The sequence below is a fragment of the Shewanella sp. AS1 genome (assembly GCF_021412565.1).
Taxonomy (GTDB): Bacteria; Pseudomonadota; Gammaproteobacteria; order Enterobacterales; family Shewanellaceae; genus Shewanella.
Genome location: NZ_JAKCLJ010000002.1, coordinates 347,300 through 364,222, shown reverse-complemented (window position 1 = coordinate 364,222; position 16,923 = coordinate 347,300). Strand labels below are relative to the sequence as shown.

Annotated in this window: 21 protein-coding genes; 15 read left to right on the top strand and 6 right to left on the bottom strand. The window is 47.1% G+C overall.

Annotated features, from left to right (window positions below):
- Window positions 1-34: 34 nt before the first annotated feature.
- Together LZP69_RS05840 and LZP69_RS05835 are read right to left on the bottom strand one after the other, a co-directional pair.
- Complete coding sequence (locus LZP69_RS05840; protein WP_234199247.1) at window positions 35-607, bottom strand: protein disulfide oxidoreductase; 573 nt, start codon at window positions 605-607, stop codon at window positions 35-37.
- A gap of 90 nt (window positions 608-697) precedes the next feature.
- Window positions 698-1,291, bottom strand: a complete 594-nt coding sequence (locus LZP69_RS05835) for an acyl carrier protein phosphodiesterase (protein WP_234199246.1) — start codon at window positions 1,289-1,291, stop codon at window positions 698-700.
- Between the two features lie 415 nt (window positions 1,292-1,706).
- Between LZP69_RS05835 and queA the strand changes: the two genes are divergently transcribed.
- From queA to LZP69_RS05790, 9 genes are all read left to right on the top strand, one after another.
- Window positions 1,707-2,744 carry a tRNA preQ1(34) S-adenosylmethionine ribosyltransferase-isomerase QueA gene (gene queA / locus LZP69_RS05830; RefSeq protein WP_234199245.1) on the top strand — a complete coding sequence of 346 codons (1,038 nt, stop codon included), beginning with the start codon at window positions 1,707-1,709 and terminating at the stop codon, window positions 2,742-2,744.
- Window positions 2,745-2,912: 168 nt separating this feature from the next.
- Complete coding sequence (gene tgt / locus LZP69_RS05825; protein WP_234199244.1) at window positions 2,913-4,037, top strand: tRNA guanosine(34) transglycosylase Tgt; 1,125 nt, start codon at window positions 2,913-2,915, stop codon at window positions 4,035-4,037.
- 27 nt (window positions 4,038-4,064) lie between these two features.
- Window positions 4,065-4,397 carry a preprotein translocase subunit YajC gene (gene yajC / locus LZP69_RS05820; RefSeq protein WP_234199243.1) on the top strand — a complete coding sequence of 111 codons (333 nt, stop codon included), beginning with the start codon at window positions 4,065-4,067 and terminating at the stop codon, window positions 4,395-4,397.
- A 38-nt stretch (window positions 4,398-4,435) separates the two neighbouring features.
- Complete coding sequence (secD, locus tag LZP69_RS05815) at window positions 4,436-6,286, top strand: protein translocase subunit SecD (RefSeq protein ID WP_234199242.1); 1,851 nt, start codon at window positions 4,436-4,438, stop codon at window positions 6,284-6,286.
- A gap of 11 nt (window positions 6,287-6,297) precedes the next feature.
- Window positions 6,298-7,245 (top strand): protein translocase subunit SecF, encoded by a 948-nt coding sequence (gene secF / locus LZP69_RS05810; protein ID WP_234199241.1) that lies wholly within the window; start codon window positions 6,298-6,300, stop codon window positions 7,243-7,245.
- A 202-nt stretch (window positions 7,246-7,447) separates the two neighbouring features.
- A complete protein-coding gene (locus tag LZP69_RS05805; protein ID WP_234199274.1) occupies window positions 7,448-7,765 on the top strand; it encodes a putative signal transducing protein in 318 nt (105 codons plus the stop codon).
- A gap of 72 nt (window positions 7,766-7,837) precedes the next feature.
- The gene (locus tag LZP69_RS05800; RefSeq protein WP_234199240.1) at window positions 7,838-8,749 is read left to right on the top strand and encodes a precorrin-2 dehydrogenase/sirohydrochlorin ferrochelatase family protein; all 912 of its coding nucleotides are present in this window, start codon (window positions 7,838-7,840) and stop codon (window positions 8,747-8,749) included.
- A gap of 58 nt (window positions 8,750-8,807) precedes the next feature.
- The gene (locus LZP69_RS05795) at window positions 8,808-9,347 is read left to right on the top strand and encodes a YaeQ family protein (RefSeq protein ID WP_234199239.1); all 540 of its coding nucleotides are present in this window, start codon (window positions 8,808-8,810) and stop codon (window positions 9,345-9,347) included.
- 107 nt (window positions 9,348-9,454) lie between these two features.
- A complete protein-coding gene (locus LZP69_RS05790; RefSeq protein WP_234199238.1) occupies window positions 9,455-9,697 on the top strand; it encodes a YecH family metal-binding protein in 243 nt (80 codons plus the stop codon).
- Window positions 9,698-9,775: 78 nt separating this feature from the next.
- Here LZP69_RS05790 and LZP69_RS05785 read toward each other — a convergent pair whose 3' ends face one another.
- The 4 genes from LZP69_RS05785 to suhB form a co-directional block, all read right to left on the bottom strand.
- Window positions 9,776-10,450, bottom strand: a complete 675-nt coding sequence (locus LZP69_RS05785) for an AAA family ATPase (protein WP_234199237.1) — start codon at window positions 10,448-10,450, stop codon at window positions 9,776-9,778.
- A 118-nt stretch (window positions 10,451-10,568) separates the two neighbouring features.
- A complete protein-coding gene (locus LZP69_RS05780) occupies window positions 10,569-10,871 on the bottom strand; it encodes a PilZ domain-containing protein (protein ID WP_234199236.1) in 303 nt (100 codons plus the stop codon).
- Between the two features lie 171 nt (window positions 10,872-11,042).
- On the bottom strand, window positions 11,043-11,450 hold the full coding sequence (locus LZP69_RS05775) for a phosphate-starvation-inducible protein PsiE (protein WP_234199235.1): 408 nt from the start codon (window positions 11,448-11,450) through the stop codon (window positions 11,043-11,045).
- Window positions 11,451-11,641: 191 nt separating this feature from the next.
- A complete protein-coding gene (suhB, locus tag LZP69_RS05770) occupies window positions 11,642-12,445 on the bottom strand; it encodes an inositol-1-monophosphatase (protein WP_234199234.1) in 804 nt (267 codons plus the stop codon).
- Window positions 12,446-12,601: 156 nt separating this feature from the next.
- Here suhB and trmJ point away from each other — a divergent pair, with 156 nt between their 5' ends.
- The 6 genes from trmJ to iscA all read left to right on the top strand — a co-directional run bounded on the left by trmJ (window position 12,602) and on the right by iscA (window position 16,907).
- A complete protein-coding gene (gene trmJ, locus LZP69_RS05765) occupies window positions 12,602-13,378 on the top strand; it encodes a tRNA (cytosine(32)/uridine(32)-2'-O)-methyltransferase TrmJ (RefSeq protein WP_234199233.1) in 777 nt (258 codons plus the stop codon).
- Between the two features lie 4 nt (window positions 13,379-13,382).
- The gene (cysE, locus tag LZP69_RS05760; protein WP_234199232.1) at window positions 13,383-14,204 is read left to right on the top strand and encodes a serine O-acetyltransferase; all 822 of its coding nucleotides are present in this window, start codon (window positions 13,383-13,385) and stop codon (window positions 14,202-14,204) included.
- Between the two features lie 193 nt (window positions 14,205-14,397).
- Window positions 14,398-14,859, top strand: a complete 462-nt coding sequence (gene iscR, locus LZP69_RS05755; RefSeq protein WP_234199231.1) for a Fe-S cluster assembly transcriptional regulator IscR — start codon at window positions 14,398-14,400, stop codon at window positions 14,857-14,859.
- A gap of 76 nt (window positions 14,860-14,935) precedes the next feature.
- Entirely contained in the window at window positions 14,936-16,150 is a 1,215-nt protein-coding gene (locus LZP69_RS05750; protein WP_234199230.1) for an IscS subfamily cysteine desulfurase, read from the top strand.
- Between the two features lie 35 nt (window positions 16,151-16,185).
- A complete protein-coding gene (gene iscU, locus LZP69_RS05745; RefSeq protein WP_234199229.1) occupies window positions 16,186-16,569 on the top strand; it encodes a Fe-S cluster assembly scaffold IscU in 384 nt (127 codons plus the stop codon).
- A 14-nt stretch (window positions 16,570-16,583) separates the two neighbouring features.
- Window positions 16,584-16,907, top strand: a complete 324-nt coding sequence (iscA, locus tag LZP69_RS05740; protein ID WP_234199228.1) for an iron-sulfur cluster assembly protein IscA — start codon at window positions 16,584-16,586, stop codon at window positions 16,905-16,907.
- Window positions 16,908-16,923: the final 16 nt, after the last annotated feature.

Here is a 16,923-nt window from a genome sequence, read left to right as displayed (position 1 = left end):
AAAGATAAAGAGACAGACAAAGACAAAGATGGATTTACCACTTGGCTAACCAGAGCCTGATCTTCATTCCGATACTGCTGGTGACGCCTGAGGTTTTAAAGCGGATCTCGCCGTGCTTATCGACTATGTAGATCGCTGGAAACACCTCAGCTCCCCAGAGCTGATTTAGCTCAATGGCATCATTCCCCCTAAGGTTATTAGTGATAGCGTCATTAACGACAGTGTCATTTATAACGGGGTAGCGATAACCCTGCTCGGTCATGAACTGGTTTATCTCATCATCGCTGCCAGAGGCAACCGCTATGCTGATCACCTGATAATCGGCCGTCAGCGTATCCACCATAGGGGAGGTGAGGCGGCAAACCGGACACCAGGTGCCCCAGAAATAGACTAAGGTTGGCTGGGAGGTCGATAAACTGAGTGGTTCGCCCAGGGTGCTGTAGGCATGCAGCTTGGGCGCCTTACCGGTTATCATCTCTTTTTGCTGATAACTCAGCACCAGAAAGGCGATAAGACCAAACAGACAGAGATCTCTCAGATAGCGATAGCGTTTCTTTTGGGGATTCAGCCAACCCAAGATGTTAGATAGTCGCTGCTGCGCGCTCATTTTCTTATCCACGCTTACTTTCTTAACCACGCTTACTTAGTGGTCCTCATTTACTGTGCCGTCCTCGTTTTCTTTGTCCTTCGTTAAGACTTAGAGGTACTCGGTCGGCGTCTGGCGCGTCCAGATCCTGGAATAGGCCATCAATTGTGGGTAGAAGGTGCGAAAGGCGATTTCGATATCGATATCCATTTTTTCCACTGTCTTCTGTGCGCCCTGGAAAATCTCAGGCTTAGATACCCGTTTAGCTACCGCGCTGATGGTTTGATTGAGGCCACTGCGACTCTGATAAGCGATAAGCCAGTTTTCGTCGCGCATCCTTGGGATGAGCAGGTTGAGTTTTTCCGGCAGTGCAGGGGTATTTTCCAGCTGTTGATAGGCAGTCTTGGCAAATTGTGCAAGCGGTTGGTGATGATATTCATCCCAATACTTGGCCAGCATATGATCGAAAGCCAGATCGATTAGAATAGGCGCGGCTCGCTGGAGTTCTTTTGGAAAGGCGGCTTTTAACTCTTTGGTGAGTTCATGGCTGTCGGTCAGGGCATCTATCTGTCTATGTAGCCAGATCCCTTGCTGTAACGCTTTGGGATGATCGCTGATGTTACCTTTTGCAAAGTCGCCAGCCAAATTGGCGCCCAGACTGGTTTTGCTGTTATCGGCGAGATGAAGATGTGCCAAAAAATTCATAGTTGGACTATATTTGTCTTTATCAAATTGTTAATTTCACGGTATCATGGCGAAGTACGCTAAGAAACCTTTATTTTTGTTAATTCTTTCATGGGTTAATACAAGGTGGTCTTAAGGATGTGCGTACAGTGAGATTCATTCCTCACAATTCTCGACTAATCTCGATTTAAGGATCACGGATGATGTGGAACTGGTTGTCGCAACTCTATAATAGTAGTAAAACTTCTCAATCTAAACGCAAACGTGTACAGATTGATATTCCAATTGAGCAACATCGAAATCATAGCATGAAGATAGATATGTCTCGTGATCGACATGCAATGGAAAAGAATAAGCAAGTTAAATAGGTTCACCTTGATCTTATCAGTCTCTGCCAATAGACTAGCGGCCGATTTATGTTAAGCAGAGACTGATTATGCGCGTTGCCGATTTTTCTTTCGACCTCCCCGATGAATTGATTGCCCGATATCCCATGGCGGAACGTACGGCCTCGCGTCTGTTGACTTTAGAGGGCTCGACGGGTGAGCTTGCCGATAAGCAATTTACCGATATTCTCGAGCTGGTTAATCCCGGTGATCTCATGGTGTTTAATAATACCCGCGTGATCCCGGCGCGCCTGTTTGGTCAAAAACAGACAGGTGGCAAGCTGGAGATCTTGGTTGAGCGTATGCTCGATGATAAACGCATTCTCGCCCATGTACGGAGTTCTAAATCCCCTAAAGTTGATAGCGTTATCTGCCTCGATGGTGGTTATCAGATGACCATGGTGGCTCGCCATGATGCCTTGTTTGAACTGGTGCTTAACAGTGATAAGACTATCTTAGAAGTGCTGGAAGAGGTGGGGCACATGCCTCTGCCTCCTTATATCGACAGACCCGATGAGGATGCAGATAAGGAGCGTTACCAGACAGTCTATAATCAAAACCCAGGTGCCGTGGCGGCGCCGACGGCCGGTTTGCATTTTGATGACAAAGTGCTCGCTAAACTGAAGGAAAAAGGGGTCGATACCGCTTTTGTGACACTGCATGTGGGCGCTGGGACTTTCCAGCCGGTGCGGGTCGATAATGTGCTTGAACATAAGATGCACTCAGAGTGGGCGCAGGTGTCTCAAGAGGTAGTGGATAAGATTAAGGCCACTAAAGCCGCAGGTAATCGAGTCATTGCTGTGGGAACCACTTCGGTGCGCTCCTTGGAGAGTGCCGCTAAGGCCAGTGCCGGCGAACTTGAACCCTTTAGCAATGATACCAATATTTTTATCTATCCTGGTTATGAGTTCCAGGTTGTCGATGCCATGGTGACCAATTTCCACCTGCCTGAGTCGACGCTGATCATGCTGATCAGTGCGTTTGCCGGATTTGATGAGGTGAAAAATGCCTATCAACACGCGATCGCACAAAAATACCGCTTTTTCAGCTATGGCGATGCCATGTTTGTGACTAAAAAAGCGAACTAAAACCCGATTTTGTTTTAAAATACCCACCCCACTCAGGCGGTGGGTATTTTTTTTAGTTTTTTTAGATTTAGGGTTGATACTTAATTGTTTGCCCTCATCTGTTTATTAATCGCGTCGCCAATTCTATTGGCGGCAAAAAGTCAGACTGTTTCTCTGGCGAGGTAAATTATGAAATTTGAATTAGATACAACTGATGGACGCGCGCGTCGCGGCCGTTTGGTTTTTGAGCGTGGCACGGTTGAAACACCTGCCTTTATGCCCGTTGGTACCTATGGCACAGTCAAAGGGATGACACCCGAAGAAGTCAGGGCCACAGGCGCCGATATCTTGCTGGGTAATACGTTCCATCTGTGGCTGCGTCCTGGCGAGGAGATCATGCGTAAGCATGGCGATCTGCACGATTTTATGAACTGGCAGCGCCCGATCCTGACCGATTCCGGTGGGTTCCAGGTGTTCAGTTTGGGTGATATTCGTAAGATCACCGAAGAGGGTGTGCATTTCCGCTCACCCATTAATGGTGAGAAGATTTTCCTTGACCCGGAAAAATCGATGCAGATCCAAAATTCTTTAGGCAGTGATGTGGTGATGATTTTTGATGAATGTACACCTTATCCTGCGACAGAAGATGAAGCGCGTAAATCGATGCAGATGTCTCTGCGCTGGGCTAAACGCTCTCGCGATGAGTTTGACCGATTAGAGAATCCTAACTCGCTGTTTGGCATTATCCAGGGCGGTGTTTATGAAGATTTACGTGATGAGAGCCTGGAAGGGCTGGTCAACATAGGATTCGATGGTTATGCCATCGGTGGTTTAGCGGTTGGGGAGCCTAAAGCGGATATGCACCGTATTTTGGAGCATGTTTGTCCTAAGATCCCAGCCGATAAGCCGCGTTACCTGATGGGGGTGGGTAAACCAGAAGACTTGGTTGAAGGTGTGCGTCGTGGCGTCGATATGTTTGACTGTGTGATGCCAACACGTAACGCCCGTAACGGTCATCTGTTTACCAGTGAAGGGGTGATCAAGATCCGCAATGCGCGCCATCGTGATGACACTTCACCACTCGATGCTAAATGTGATTGTTATACCTGTAAGAATTACTCGCGGGCCTATCTGTACCATTTAGATCGTTGTAATGAGATTTTGGGAGCGCGTTTAAACACCATTCACAACCTGCGTTACTATCAAATGTTAATGGAAGGTTTGCGTGGCGCTATCGAGACGGGTACATTAGATGCCTTTGTTGAGGAGTTCTACACCAGCCAAGGTCGTGAAGTCCCTAAATTATCCGATTAATATTACTGCTAATAAGAAGAGAGAAATATGTTTATTTCAAATGCATACGCAAATACGGCTGGCGCACCAGCCAACGGTGGCACCATGGAATTGATTTTCATGTTGGTCATTTTTGGTTTGATTTTCTATTTCATGATTTTCCGTCCTCAGTCAAAGCGTGTTAAAGAACATAAGAACCTGATGAGCTCATTGAGCAAGGGTGATGAAGTGTTAACCAATGGTGGTATCTTGGGTAAAATCGCTAAGATCAGCGACGAGAATGACTATGTGCTGTTGGCTATCAACGAAAACACAGAGATCACTATTAAAAAGGATTACATCACGGCTGTATTGCCTAAAGGGTCGATTAAGTCACTTTAAGTTGTAACTGAGTCACTTTAAGCCAAGAGGGCGATGGTGTGTTAAATAAATACCCAATGTGGAAGAACCTGATGGTGATCTTGATCATCGCCGTCGGTACCTTCTACGCAATACCAAATTTGTTTGGTGAAGATCATGCGGTGCAAGTGGTTGCTACCCGTGGTGCCGAAGTTACTGCGACGACCCAGACCCAGGTAAACGACATTTTGTCGACTGAAGGGATTGGCGTTAAACGTTCTGAGCTTGAAAACGGCCAGTTGTTAGTTCGGGTGGCAAACTCAGATCAGCAGCTGCTTGCAAAAGAGCTGATCGCACAGGCGCTGGGCGACAAGTATATTGTCGCATTAAACCTCGCGCCGGCGACCCCTAAGTGGTTAGAGAACTTAGGCGGTAGTCCGATGAAACTCGGTCTCGATTTACGTGGCGGGGTTCACTTCCTGATGGAAGTGGATATGAGCGAAGCTATCCGTAAGATGACAGAAGCTAAAATCGGTGATTTTCGATCTGATCTTCGTAGTGAGCGTATTCGTTATGCCGGTATTCGCAATACCCCTAAGGGGATTGAGATCAAGTTCCGCGATGCAGACAGCCTGGCGAAAGCAGAGCAGTTCCTCAAGACTCGCAGTAACGACATGGTCTTCAGTGATGCAAGCTCTGGTGACAATTACCAGCTGATGGCAAGCATGAGCGAAATCTACCTTAAGCAGATTAAGGAAGAGGCGCTGCAGCAAAACATCACCACTTTGCGTAATCGTGTCAACGAATTGGGTGTGGCTGAGCCTGTGGTACAACGCCAGGGCGCAGAGCGCATCATCGTCGAGCTTCCTGGTGTTCAAGATACCGCTCGTGCTAAGGATATCTTAGGCGCGACGGCATCGATTGAATTCCACATGGTGGATGAAAGAGCCGATGCGGCGGCTATCGCCAGCGGCCGAGTCGCAGCGACATCGCAAATCTATAATCGTCGTCAGGGCGGTCAGGTTGCTCTTGAAAAAGCTGTGATGCTCACAGGCGATCATATCCAGGGAGCCCAACCAAGCTTCGATGAATACAGTCGTCCTCAGGTCTCCATTAACTTAGATGCGAAAGGCGGCTCTATCTTCTCAAACGTCACCAAGGACAATATCGGCAAGCCGATGGCGACCCTGTTTATCGAATACAAAGATAACGGTGCTAGAAATCCTGACGGTAGCGTGAAGATGGATAAGATTGAGGAAGTGATCTCGGTCGCGACCATTCAGGCGCGTCTTGGACGTAACTTCGTTATTACCGGTCTCGATCACTCTGAAGCGCAAAACTTGGCTTTATTACTGCGTGCCGGTGCCTTGATCGCCCCTGTCTCTATCGTTGAAGAGCGCACCATTGGCCCAAGCCTGGGCGCCGAGAATATCGAAAATGGTGTGCAGGCGATGATCTGGGGCATGGCGGTTGTACTCATCTTTATGCTGGTGTATTACCGTGGTTTTGGTCTGATCGCTAACTTGGCGCTATCGGCTAACCTCATCATGGTTGTAGGTGTAATGTCGATGATCCCAGGGGCGGTATTAACCTTGCCGGGTATTGCCGGTATGGTATTGACTGTGGGTATGGCGGTTGATGGTAACGTACTGATTTACGAACGCATTCGTGAGGAGTTACGTGCCGGTCGCAGCGTGCAGCAGGCGATTCATGAAGGTTACGGCAACGCATTTTCAACCATCGCCGATGCGAACATTACCACCTTTATGACAGCGTTAATTCTGTTTGCTGTGGGTACAGGTGCCGTTAAAGGCTTTGCGGTTACCCTGATGATAGGTATTGCAACCTCTATGTTTACCGCCATCGTGGGCACACGTGCCGTGGTGAACGGGATATGGGGTGGTAAGCGCGTGAAGAAACTGTCTATTTAAGGGGAAGTTGTATGTTCCAGATATTATCGATAAAAGGCACGATCAACTTCCTGCGTCATGCAGTGCCGATCAGCATTATTTCACTCTTGTTAGTGTTAGGCTCATTGGGTTCTCTTGCTTTTAAAGGGATCAACTGGGGATTAGATTTCACCGGCGGTACAGTCGTCGAGATGGAGTTTAGCCAGAGTGTGGATCTTAATCAGCTACGCAGTGTACTGACTTCAGATGAAACCGATGGTGCCGTGGTGCAAAACTTCGGTTCGAGCCGGGATGTGTTGGTTCGTCTGCCTGTAAAAGAGGGCGTTAAAAGCGATCTCCAGGTTCAGCATGTATTAGAAGCCGCTGCTACGGTCGATCCGAGCGTGGAGCAGAAGCGGGTTGAGTTTGTTGGTCCTCAGGTAGGTAAAGAGTTAGCCGAGCAGGGCGGTCTTGCGGTATTAGTGGCGCTGATTTGTATCCTTATCTATGTGTCATTCCGTTTCGAATGGCGTCTGGCTTTAGGTTCGGTAGCCGCACTGGCGCACGATGTGATCATTACTCTGGGCGTGTTCTCACTGTTCCAGCTGGAGTTTGATTTGACCGTATTGGCGGGTGTGCTGACAGTTGTGGGTTACTCGCTAAACGATACTATCGTTGTGTTTGACCGTATCCGTGAAAACTTCCTCAAGATGAGAAAGGCTAACCCTGAAGAGGTGGTTAATAACTCCATCACTCAAACCATGAGTCGTACCATTATCACCACAGGAACGACATTAATCGTGGTGATTGCCCTGTTCCTTAAGGGCGGTACTATGATCCATGGCTTCGCAACCGCACTGCTGATGGGGATTTTTGTGGGTACTTTCTCTTCAATTTATGTGGCGAGTTTCTTAGCGATTAAATTGGGTATTAATCGCGAGCATATGATGCCTGTTGAGATTGAGAAGGAAGGCGCGGATCAAGATGCGCTGATGCCTTAACCTAATATGTTTTTGATCAAAAAAGCCACAGATTGTGGCTTTTTTTATAGGTTAAGAAAGTGTAAAAAGGGTATTCTACAGAGAGCCTTATTTCACGACAGTATCTCTTCTTGGCGCAAGGGTGCAATTTTCTAACAGTGTCTGTATGGGGCGACTATTTATGAGGGCGACTATTATGGGGACGACTATTATGGGGACGACTATGCAAGAAAAAGCCAGGTTGGTAGCAAGCGGTAACCTGTTGCAGGTTCATAGTTTGAAAGGGATGTTGGAGACCTGCGGGATTGAGGTTGAGATCCGAGGTGAAGCCCTGCTCGGGGCTATTGGAGAACTGCCGACCGATCTTCAGGATGTGGAACTTTGGGTGGCCGAATCTCAATATGAGCATGCAGTGTCACAGCTCGAAGCCCTCGAAAGCAGCTCGCCTAAATGGCAATGTGTTAATTGTCATGAGATCAACGAAGGCAACTTCGAGCTTTGCTGGAATTGCTGCGCCGAGCGCAGTGAACAATTGAGTTAGATAAATCGACTCACGATTGACGTGTGATCTCAGTGCTATTCTGTTAAGTGTTGGCTGACTTTAGGTACCTTTATGCAATATTTCCCCCTGTTTCTCGATACGCAATCCATACGGGTGTTAATGATAGGCGCCGGGGAAGTTGCGAGTCGTAAACTGGATTTGCTGACGCGGACCGAGGCAGATATTCGTGTGATAGCCATAGATGTCTGTGATGAGGTGCTGCATTATCATGACTCTGGACGTATCCGTATTGTTCAGCGGGCGGCAAGCAAGGCAGATCTACAGGATTGCGATCTACTCTATCTGGCCACACAGGATGAGGCATTTAATCAAGAGATGGCTCTTGCGGCCAAAGAGAAAGGGATTTTAACCAATGTGGTGGATGCGGCAGAGTTGTGTCAGTTTATCACCCCATCGATTATCGACCGAGGCCGATTACAGGTGGCTATCAGTACCGCTGGGGCGGCGCCTGTGTATGCAAGAGAGCTTCGTGCTCGAATAGAAACCCTGTTACCCGCCTCATTGGCACCTTTATTTGATTTTGTTGCCGAGCGCCGCAGTGAGGTGCAGCAACGCCTACCCAACTTTAGTCAGCGAAAACTCTTCTGGGAGCAGTTTTTTAAGGCAAATGGCGACAAGTTTGATGCCAATACAGCCCATCATTATGCCAATGGCTTTGAGCAACTCAGCTGCGAAGGGGACATTTTATTGGTCGATGATACGGCGCCGTTGACCATGCTGCCCATTGCTGCTATCCCCTTATTACAGCGACTGGATCTTATTTGCTGTGCAGAGACGATTCCTGCTGCACTCTTGGAGCTTTGTCGCCGGGATGCCGCACGTAGCCAGCTACTAACCCTAGGCCAATTGACCGAACATTATCAGCAGGGGGAGCGGCTGCTTATCTATGGGGATATCGACGCGATTAAGGCAATAAAGGCGCATTTCCCAATGGCAAAACATCTGCGAGCCGGGTCATTTTAGTCTGCACTGGGCTACTTAATTAAGGTAAACTAGCGCAAATTTCACCTATATTTCCTCCATGGCACTTAAAGCAACCGTTTACAAAGTACAACTGCAGATCGCGGATATGGTTCGCGGCTACTATCATGATCACAACCTCACATTAGCACAGCACCCATCAGAGACAGATGCACGCATGATGCTGCGCCTGTTGGCATTTGCACTGAATGCCAGTGACAGACTGCAATTCAGCAAAGGCTTGTGTGTCGATGATGAACCTGAATTGTGGCAAAAATCCCTAAGCGATGAGATTGAGCTATGGATTGAATTTGGCCAGAGTGATGAGAAATGGCTAAGAAAAGCGTGTGGCCGGGCTAAACAGGTACAGCTGTTTGCCTATGGTGGGCGCAGTGTACCCATCTGGTGGCAGCAAAATCAGCAGGCGTTTTGCCGTTATGACAATCTTAAGGTGTGGAATATTCCTGAAGATGCCCTAAAGGCGATGGGCGAGTTGGTAAGCCGTACCATGGTGGTACAGTTCACCATAGGTGAAGACGATATCTGGATGTCCAATGACCAAGGCAGCGTGCAGATCATTCCTGAATGCTTAAAGGCCTGATCCTGAGACACGCTTATCATTGCTCAGCAATTGCGGAATAGATCAAAGTATCACTCCTGTAAATCCGCTATAAAGGTATAAATTAATTGTATCTTTATAGAGGTGTTATGTCTGAATCAATTCATGGCCATCAGGTGATGGAACTTATGCTTTCCATCGGGCGTGCAGTTTCCAGAGAAGAGCTTAAACAGCTGATGGTTGAGCAGTTCGGTGAACAGGCCAAATACCATACCTGTTCGGCTCAGGATATGGATGCGCAGGAGTTGATCACTTTTCTTGAGCGTCGTGGCAAGTTTATTGAATCTGAAGCGGGTGTTGAAACCGCTGCGGATCGCATCTGCCAGCATTAATCACGGCCTTAACTGGGTTTAACTTTTGCGCTGGCAGTTTAAATCAGCATTTCAAATTAGCAGTTTCAAAGTTGCAGATTAGGCCCGGATCAATTCGTACGAGTTTTCCGGAGGGATAGACAATAACTCTTCGGCGATAGCGCGGATCTCATCCGCTGCTTTGCTACCGGGATCCAGTTCAAGCACGGATGAACCTTGCTCTTCGCTATCATCATAGATATTTCGGTAATAGGTGATGGCGTCGAGCACTTTTATATGAAACGAACTTACCACCTCTTTGGCTTCTTCAATGCGTTTCAATTGATTGGGTAAAGCGGGGCACTGGGTCAGTACCACAGTTGCCACCATCTTAGGATTAACCATTTTACAAGTGCTGAGCATATCCTCCATGTGGGGCAGCGTCTTAAGATCGCGTCTTTTAGGTCTTAATGGCAGAAGCACATAAGTTGCCACAGACATGGCGGCTCGCATTGCTAAGTTATCCTGCCCACCACAATCGACAATCACATAATCGTAGCGTTGGTCCAGGCTAAGAAGATCATTACGTATCTTTCCATAGAGCTGGATACAGTTAATGATGGGAAGGGTGGGATCTTCATTACGCGCCTGGATCCAGTCTGAAGTGGTACGCTGGGGATCGCAATCAACCAGCAAGACATTGGCATGCAACTTTTGGGTTAAATAGACTGCGATATTTTGCGCGATACAACTTTTTCCGGCTCCGCCTTTTTCACCTCCAACAAGCAGAATCATAAGCTCTCCATTTACGTTAAGTCGTGTTGTATCGCGTGGATCGGATTTCCTAGTATAGGACAGGTTTTTTTACCTTGCTCAAATTACGCAATTAGCTATTTGAAATAGTCACTTGAAATTACGCGATAATTTCCATTGCAATATGAAATTCAGTGTTCGTTTTGGTGCAGCGACATACCCTCGCTGTGACGCCATTTTGATTGCTGGTTTCCGGATTAAAGGTAATGAGCAGGATTTCTCCCTGATTGAAGGCGCGCGGATATGCTATCAATACACCTCTGCGAGAGAGATCGAGACACGTGGCATTGTCTAGGTGGCTCTCTCCCTCATCATCTGTCCATGAGATATGAATATGATCGGCTTCTAAATCGATACGTTGCGATTGGCGTCGTTCATCCAGTTCTTCGTAATATTGATTCATATATTCCCTTAAGCTGATATCTAAATGCGTAACTCATTAAAGTTAGCACAGTTTTTTAAGGGCACAATCTAATGGTTTCACAGAGCTTTATACTTCAAGTCCGTAAGTGGCGTTCTCATAAAGGTGAGGGGGAAGCAGGGATGGCGCCAGGCGTGACGCCATCAGGGAATGTTAGAGTTTTTCATCCTCTTTTTTGGGATAGGGCATTCTCAATTGACCCCAACGGATCGCTATCACAGTGCCAGCCAGCACTATGGTCGATACAGAAATGGCTAATATTCGCCAATCTTCCATGCTTTTCATATCGAGGATAAGGTATCGAGCCAACGCAACAATAGCTATATAGAGGGGCATCCTGACGGGTAGCTCTCCAGACTCTACGTAGTTAGCTACCATGGCCAACACTTCAAGGTAGATAAACAGCAATAGCAGATCGGCCAGTGCCACCGAGCCTATCTTTATGATATGGCCTATCTCTTGCCCTATGGCAATGACAGTGGCAATGGCGATGATAATTAATACAAAATTCTCAATCGCTTTGAGACTTTTTAAACCCAATTTATGATAAAGCTTTCCCATCCTGGTAATTCCTATCGGTTTTATATCTTGATAGAGGGTAGCAATAATAATTTGTGATGTGAGCAGATCGATGTGATTTCAATCACATAATTCTTTTTATCCGAAATAAAGCTTCAACAAGTATAGGGGTAGTAAGGATGGCAGGTAAAAAAAACGCCACAGTGAAGTGGCGTTTGCTAGTCTGGTATGACTTATCGTTTGAGCGCATCGCTCAACAATGGGCGGAAACTCTTTAACAAAGCAACGGTCGCTTTTGGGGTACCAGCGATAATATTGCCTGAAGTCATATAGTTATGATCGCCGATGAGATCGGTCACTGTGCCACCGGCTTCACGTACCAGCAGATCACCTGCGGCGATGTCCCAAGGTTTCAGACCGATTTCAAAGAATGCGTCCATACGGCCTGCGGCCACATAAGCCAGATCCAGTGCCGCAGAGCCGGCGCGGCGAAGATCGCCACACTGAGAGAATGTCGCAGCAAAAAGCTTCATGTAGGTTTCGCTGTGTTGTTTGGCCTTAAAAGGAAAGCCTGTACCGATCACAGTTTCGTTCAAGTCGGTCGCTTTACTGACGCGAAGACGGAAATCATTTAGCTTAGCGCCTTTACCACGCACAGCAGTGAACAGCTCGTCACGTACAGGATCGTAAACGACGGCAACTTCAGTCTTGCCTTTATATTGAACCGCGATAGAAACCGCAAAGTGGGGGATACCTCTAACAAAGTTAGTGGTGCCATCCAAGGGATCGATAATCCACATGTAGTCTTTATTTTCACCCTTATTTTGACCACCTTCTTCACCAACTATGGTGTGGTCTGGGTATGACTTGCGGATCTGATAGGTAATGGCAGCTTCAGCTTCTTTATCGACATTAGTAACATAGTCATTAATACCTTTATTGCTTACTTCGATACGGTCGAGTTCCGTATAAGCACGCATAATCGTTTGGCCAGCGGCACGAGCGGCGCGCACGGCAATAGTCTGCATCGGATGCATTACAATCCCCTGGATGTTAAAGAACAGATATAAATAATCGGCGCACATTATACGTATTTTTAAGGTTATATCAAATAGAGTTTTTTATTTAAGAGATCCCATCGCCCTGTGATACCATCTGCATCACTGTTCTATATAAAGAAATAAACCTATTTAATGCTTAGCAATATCCGTGTAGTCCTGGTCGGAACGACCCATCCTGGCAATATTGGCTCAACCGCGCGTGCGATGAAAACCATGGGGTTATCCACCCTGTATCTGGCAGAACCCAAAGTGGAGCCAGATGGACATTCTATCGCCCTGGCGGCTGGCGCTTCAGATATTTTAAAACATGCGGTTACCGTGGATTCGTTAGCAGAAGCGATCGCCGATTGCAGTCTGGTGATAGCCACAAGTGCCCGCAGCCGTACATTAGACTGGCCTATGCTTGAGCCGCGTCAGGCGGGTGAAAAGCTGGTTGCTTCTGCACTTAATGGTCCTGTCGCCATAGTGTTTGGCCGTGAGAGTAATGGCCTGAGTAATGAAGAGCTGCAAAAGTGCAACTATCATGTGGCTATTCCGGCCAACCCTGAGTACAGCTCACTCAATTTGGCTCAGGCGGTGCAGATCATCTGTTATGAAGCGCGTGTGGCTCACCTGAATCAAACGCCATCTGAGGAAGAAGTCCTCGAATATCCGCTGGCAAAAGAGCAGGAAAACTTCTTTACTCATTTAGAAAAAACCTTGTTGTCGACTGGGTTTATCGTGAGGCAGCATCCTGGCCAAGTGATGATTAAATTGCGCCGCTTGTTTAGCCGAGCCAGAATTGAAAGCCAAGAGATGAATATTTTGCGCGGCATTCTCACCTCGATCGATAAGAAGGTGGGGCTGGCAGACAAGGGCTCAATCAGGTCGCAAGATGATGACAATACAGTGGTGAAGAAGGAAGAGTAACTTCATGGGCATGATTTCCAGAATTAAAGATGACATTGAGTCTATTTACCACAGAGATCCTGCGGCAAATAACACCTTAGAAATTTTGCTCAATTACCCTGGGATGCAGGCTATCTGGATCCATAGGGTTAGTCATAAATTATGGAAGCGTAATTGGTGTTTAACCGCAAGGTGTATCTCGACTTTTTCCCGTTGGTTAACTGGGGTTGAAATCCATCCTGGGGCGACAATCGGCGATCGATTTTTTATTGATCACGGCATGGGTGTCGTGATCGGTGAGACAGCCGAGATAGGCAACGATTGTACCCTGTACCATGGCGTGACGCTTGGTGGAACGACCTGGCAGGCGGGTAAACGTCACCCGACCTTAGGTAATAACGTGGTGATAGGTGCCGGTGCCAAAATACTCGGCCCCATTACTATGCATGACGGTGCCAGGGTGGGGTCTAACTCGGTAGTGGTGAAGGAAGTGCCCCAAGATACAACAGTTGTTGGGATCCCCGCACGTGTGGTGGCAAAACCGACCGAAGAATCGAAAGAGCATGCCGAGCGGCGCAGTGCGATGGCGAAGAAATATGGTTTCGATGCCTATGCTGTGTCCCCCGATAATCCAGATCCTGTGGCAAACGCCATTGGACAGATGTTGGATCACATGCATCTGATGGATTCTAAGGTGCAGGAAGTGTGTCAGGCTGTACGCAATTTAGGCGGCAGCGTGTGCACCGAGCGCTTACCCGAACTGGAAGTCGATGAATTCAGCGACGTTGAACAGGCGGCGGCAGAGAAACGTAAAAGCGCATTAGATGAGTTTGATCCCATTATTTAGCTAAAGAGTGAGATTAAAGGTATTTCAGCGTTGAATCTTTGAGACGAAAAAGGTTAAATACCCTAGCAAAGGGGCAGGGTATTTAACTTTAATTTTTTCTGCAATACTTGACTAAATCACTAGGTTTTATACTTGACTAAAATACTCAGGTATGTTTGAATAAACCCAGGCATTTTAGAGAGCAGTGGTAACGATGAAACTAACTTCAAAAGGTCGGTATGCAGTAACCGCAATGTTAGATGTAGCAATGCATTCGACATCTGGCCCCGTCCCATTAGCTGATATCTCTGAGCGTCAGGGCATCTCCCTTTCCTATCTTGAACAACTCTTCGCTAAATTAAGAAAACATGGATTAGTCTCCAGTGTCAGAGGCCCAGGCGGTGGATATTGTCTCGGATATGATGCCAAGGATATCTCTGTTGGCATGGTTGTACGTGCGGTAGACGAGACGGTGGATGCAACCCGTTGCCAGGGTTCAGGTAACTGCCAAAGTGGCACCCGCTGCTTAACTCACTCGCTTTGGGGTGATTTGAGCAAACAAATTTCAGATTTTTTGAATGGAATAAGTCTAGCTGGATTGATGAACAAGAGAGATGTGCAGTTTATCTCAATCAAACAAGATAAAATCCAACAGGAACAAAGAATAACCGCATAAGTGTTCTTTGTTATTAAATTTTTCAAATGGTACGTAGTAAGAGGTCAGCGATGATCTCTGTAGTACGGAGTGTGAGATGAAGCTTCCTATATATTTAGATTATGCAGCAACGACGCCAGTCGACCCTCGTGTTGCAGAAAAAATGATGCAATGTTTAACTATGGACGGCATTTTCGGTAACCCCGCGTCACGTTCTCATCGTTACGGCTGGCAAGCTGAAGAGGCTGTCGATATTGCCCGTAATCAAATTGCAGAGCTGATCAACGCCGACCCACGTGAAATCGTTTTCACCTCAGGTGCGACCGAGTCTGATAACCTGGCCATCAAAGGTGTTGCACGTTTTTATCATAAGAAAGGCAAGCACATCATCACCAGCAAGACAGAACATAAAGCTGTGCTGGATACCTGCCGTCAACTCGAGCGTGAAGGCTACGAAGTGACCTATCTTGAACCCGCTTCTAACGGTATTATTCCTATCGAAAACATCGAAGCGGCCATGCGCGAAGACACTATTCTATTAAGTTTGATGCATGTGAATAACGAGATTGGTGTGATCCATGATATCGACGCTATCGGCGAGTTGTGTCGTGCCAAGAAGGTTATTTTCCATGTGGATGCGGCGCAAAGTGCCGGTAAGCTGCCTATCGATTTAGACAAGACCAAGGTCGATCTGATGTCGATTTCGGCCCATAAGATGTACGGTCCTAAAGGGATTGGTGCGCTTTATGTTCGTCGTAAGCCCCGTATTCGCCTGGAGGCAACCATGCACGGCGGTGGTCATGAGCGTGGTATGCGCAGTGGTACCCTGGCGACCCATCAGATCGTGGGCATGGGTGAAGCGGCTGCGATTGCCAAAGCCGATATGGAATCAGATAACGCACGTATTCTTCAGTTGCGCGACAAACTGTGGAACGGCATTAAAGATATCGAAGAAACTTATATTAACGGTGATGCCGAGCAGAGATATTGTGGCAGCCTCAATGTGAGCTTCAACTTTGTTGAAGGTGAATCATTGATGATGGCCCTTAAAGATCTGGCGGTTTCCTCTGGTTCAGCTTGTACCTCGGCGAGTCTGGAGCCAAGTTATGTGCTTCGCGCGTTAGGACTTAACGATGAAATGGCGCACAGTTCAATTCGTTTTTCAATCGGACGCTTTACAACAGAAGCCGAAATTGATCATGCGATCGAGACAATTACCAAGTCTATTGGTCATTTAAGAGAGATGTCTCCATTGTGGGAGATGTTCAAAGATGGTGTCGATCTGTCGACAGTGCAGTGGGCACACCATTAATAGACCAATAAACGAATAGAGAGTGGAGCAGAATCATGGCTTACAGTGAAAAAGTAATAGATCATTATGAGAACCCACGTAACGTAGGTTCATTTGACAAGAACGATCCATCCGTCGTAACCGGCATGGTAGGTGCGCCTGCCTGTGGTGACGTGATGAAACTGCAACTTAAAATCGATGATAAGGGTATTATCGAAGATGCTAAGTTTAAAACCTATGGTTGTGGTAGCGCCATCGCCTCTAGCTCACTGGTAACCGAGTGGGTGAAGGGTAAAACCATAGAAGAAGCGCGAGCGATTAAAAATACGGATATTGCTGAAGAACTTGCACTACCGCCTGTAAAGATCCACTGCTCAATTCTGGCTGAGGATGCAATCAAGGCAGCGTTAGACGACTATAAGTCTAAGCACGGACAGTAATATTCGGAGTAAAAATGGCAATAACAATGACTCCCGCGGCAGCAGAAAGAGTAAAAAGCTTTCTCGACAGCCGCGGAAAGGGGCTTGGATTACGCTTGGGACTCAAGACCTCAGGCTGCTCTGGTATGGCGTATGTGCTTGAGTTTGTCGATGAATTAAATGCCGATGATGAAGTATTTGAAATCGATGAAGTTAAAATCATTATCGATGCCAAGAGTTTTATCTACCTGCAAGGCATAGAGTTAGACTTCGTGAAAGAAGGCTTGAACGAAGGATTTAAGTTCAATAACCCCAACGCAAAAGGGGAGTGTGGCTGTGGCGAAAGCTTCACAGTCTAACAACCGAATCTACCTA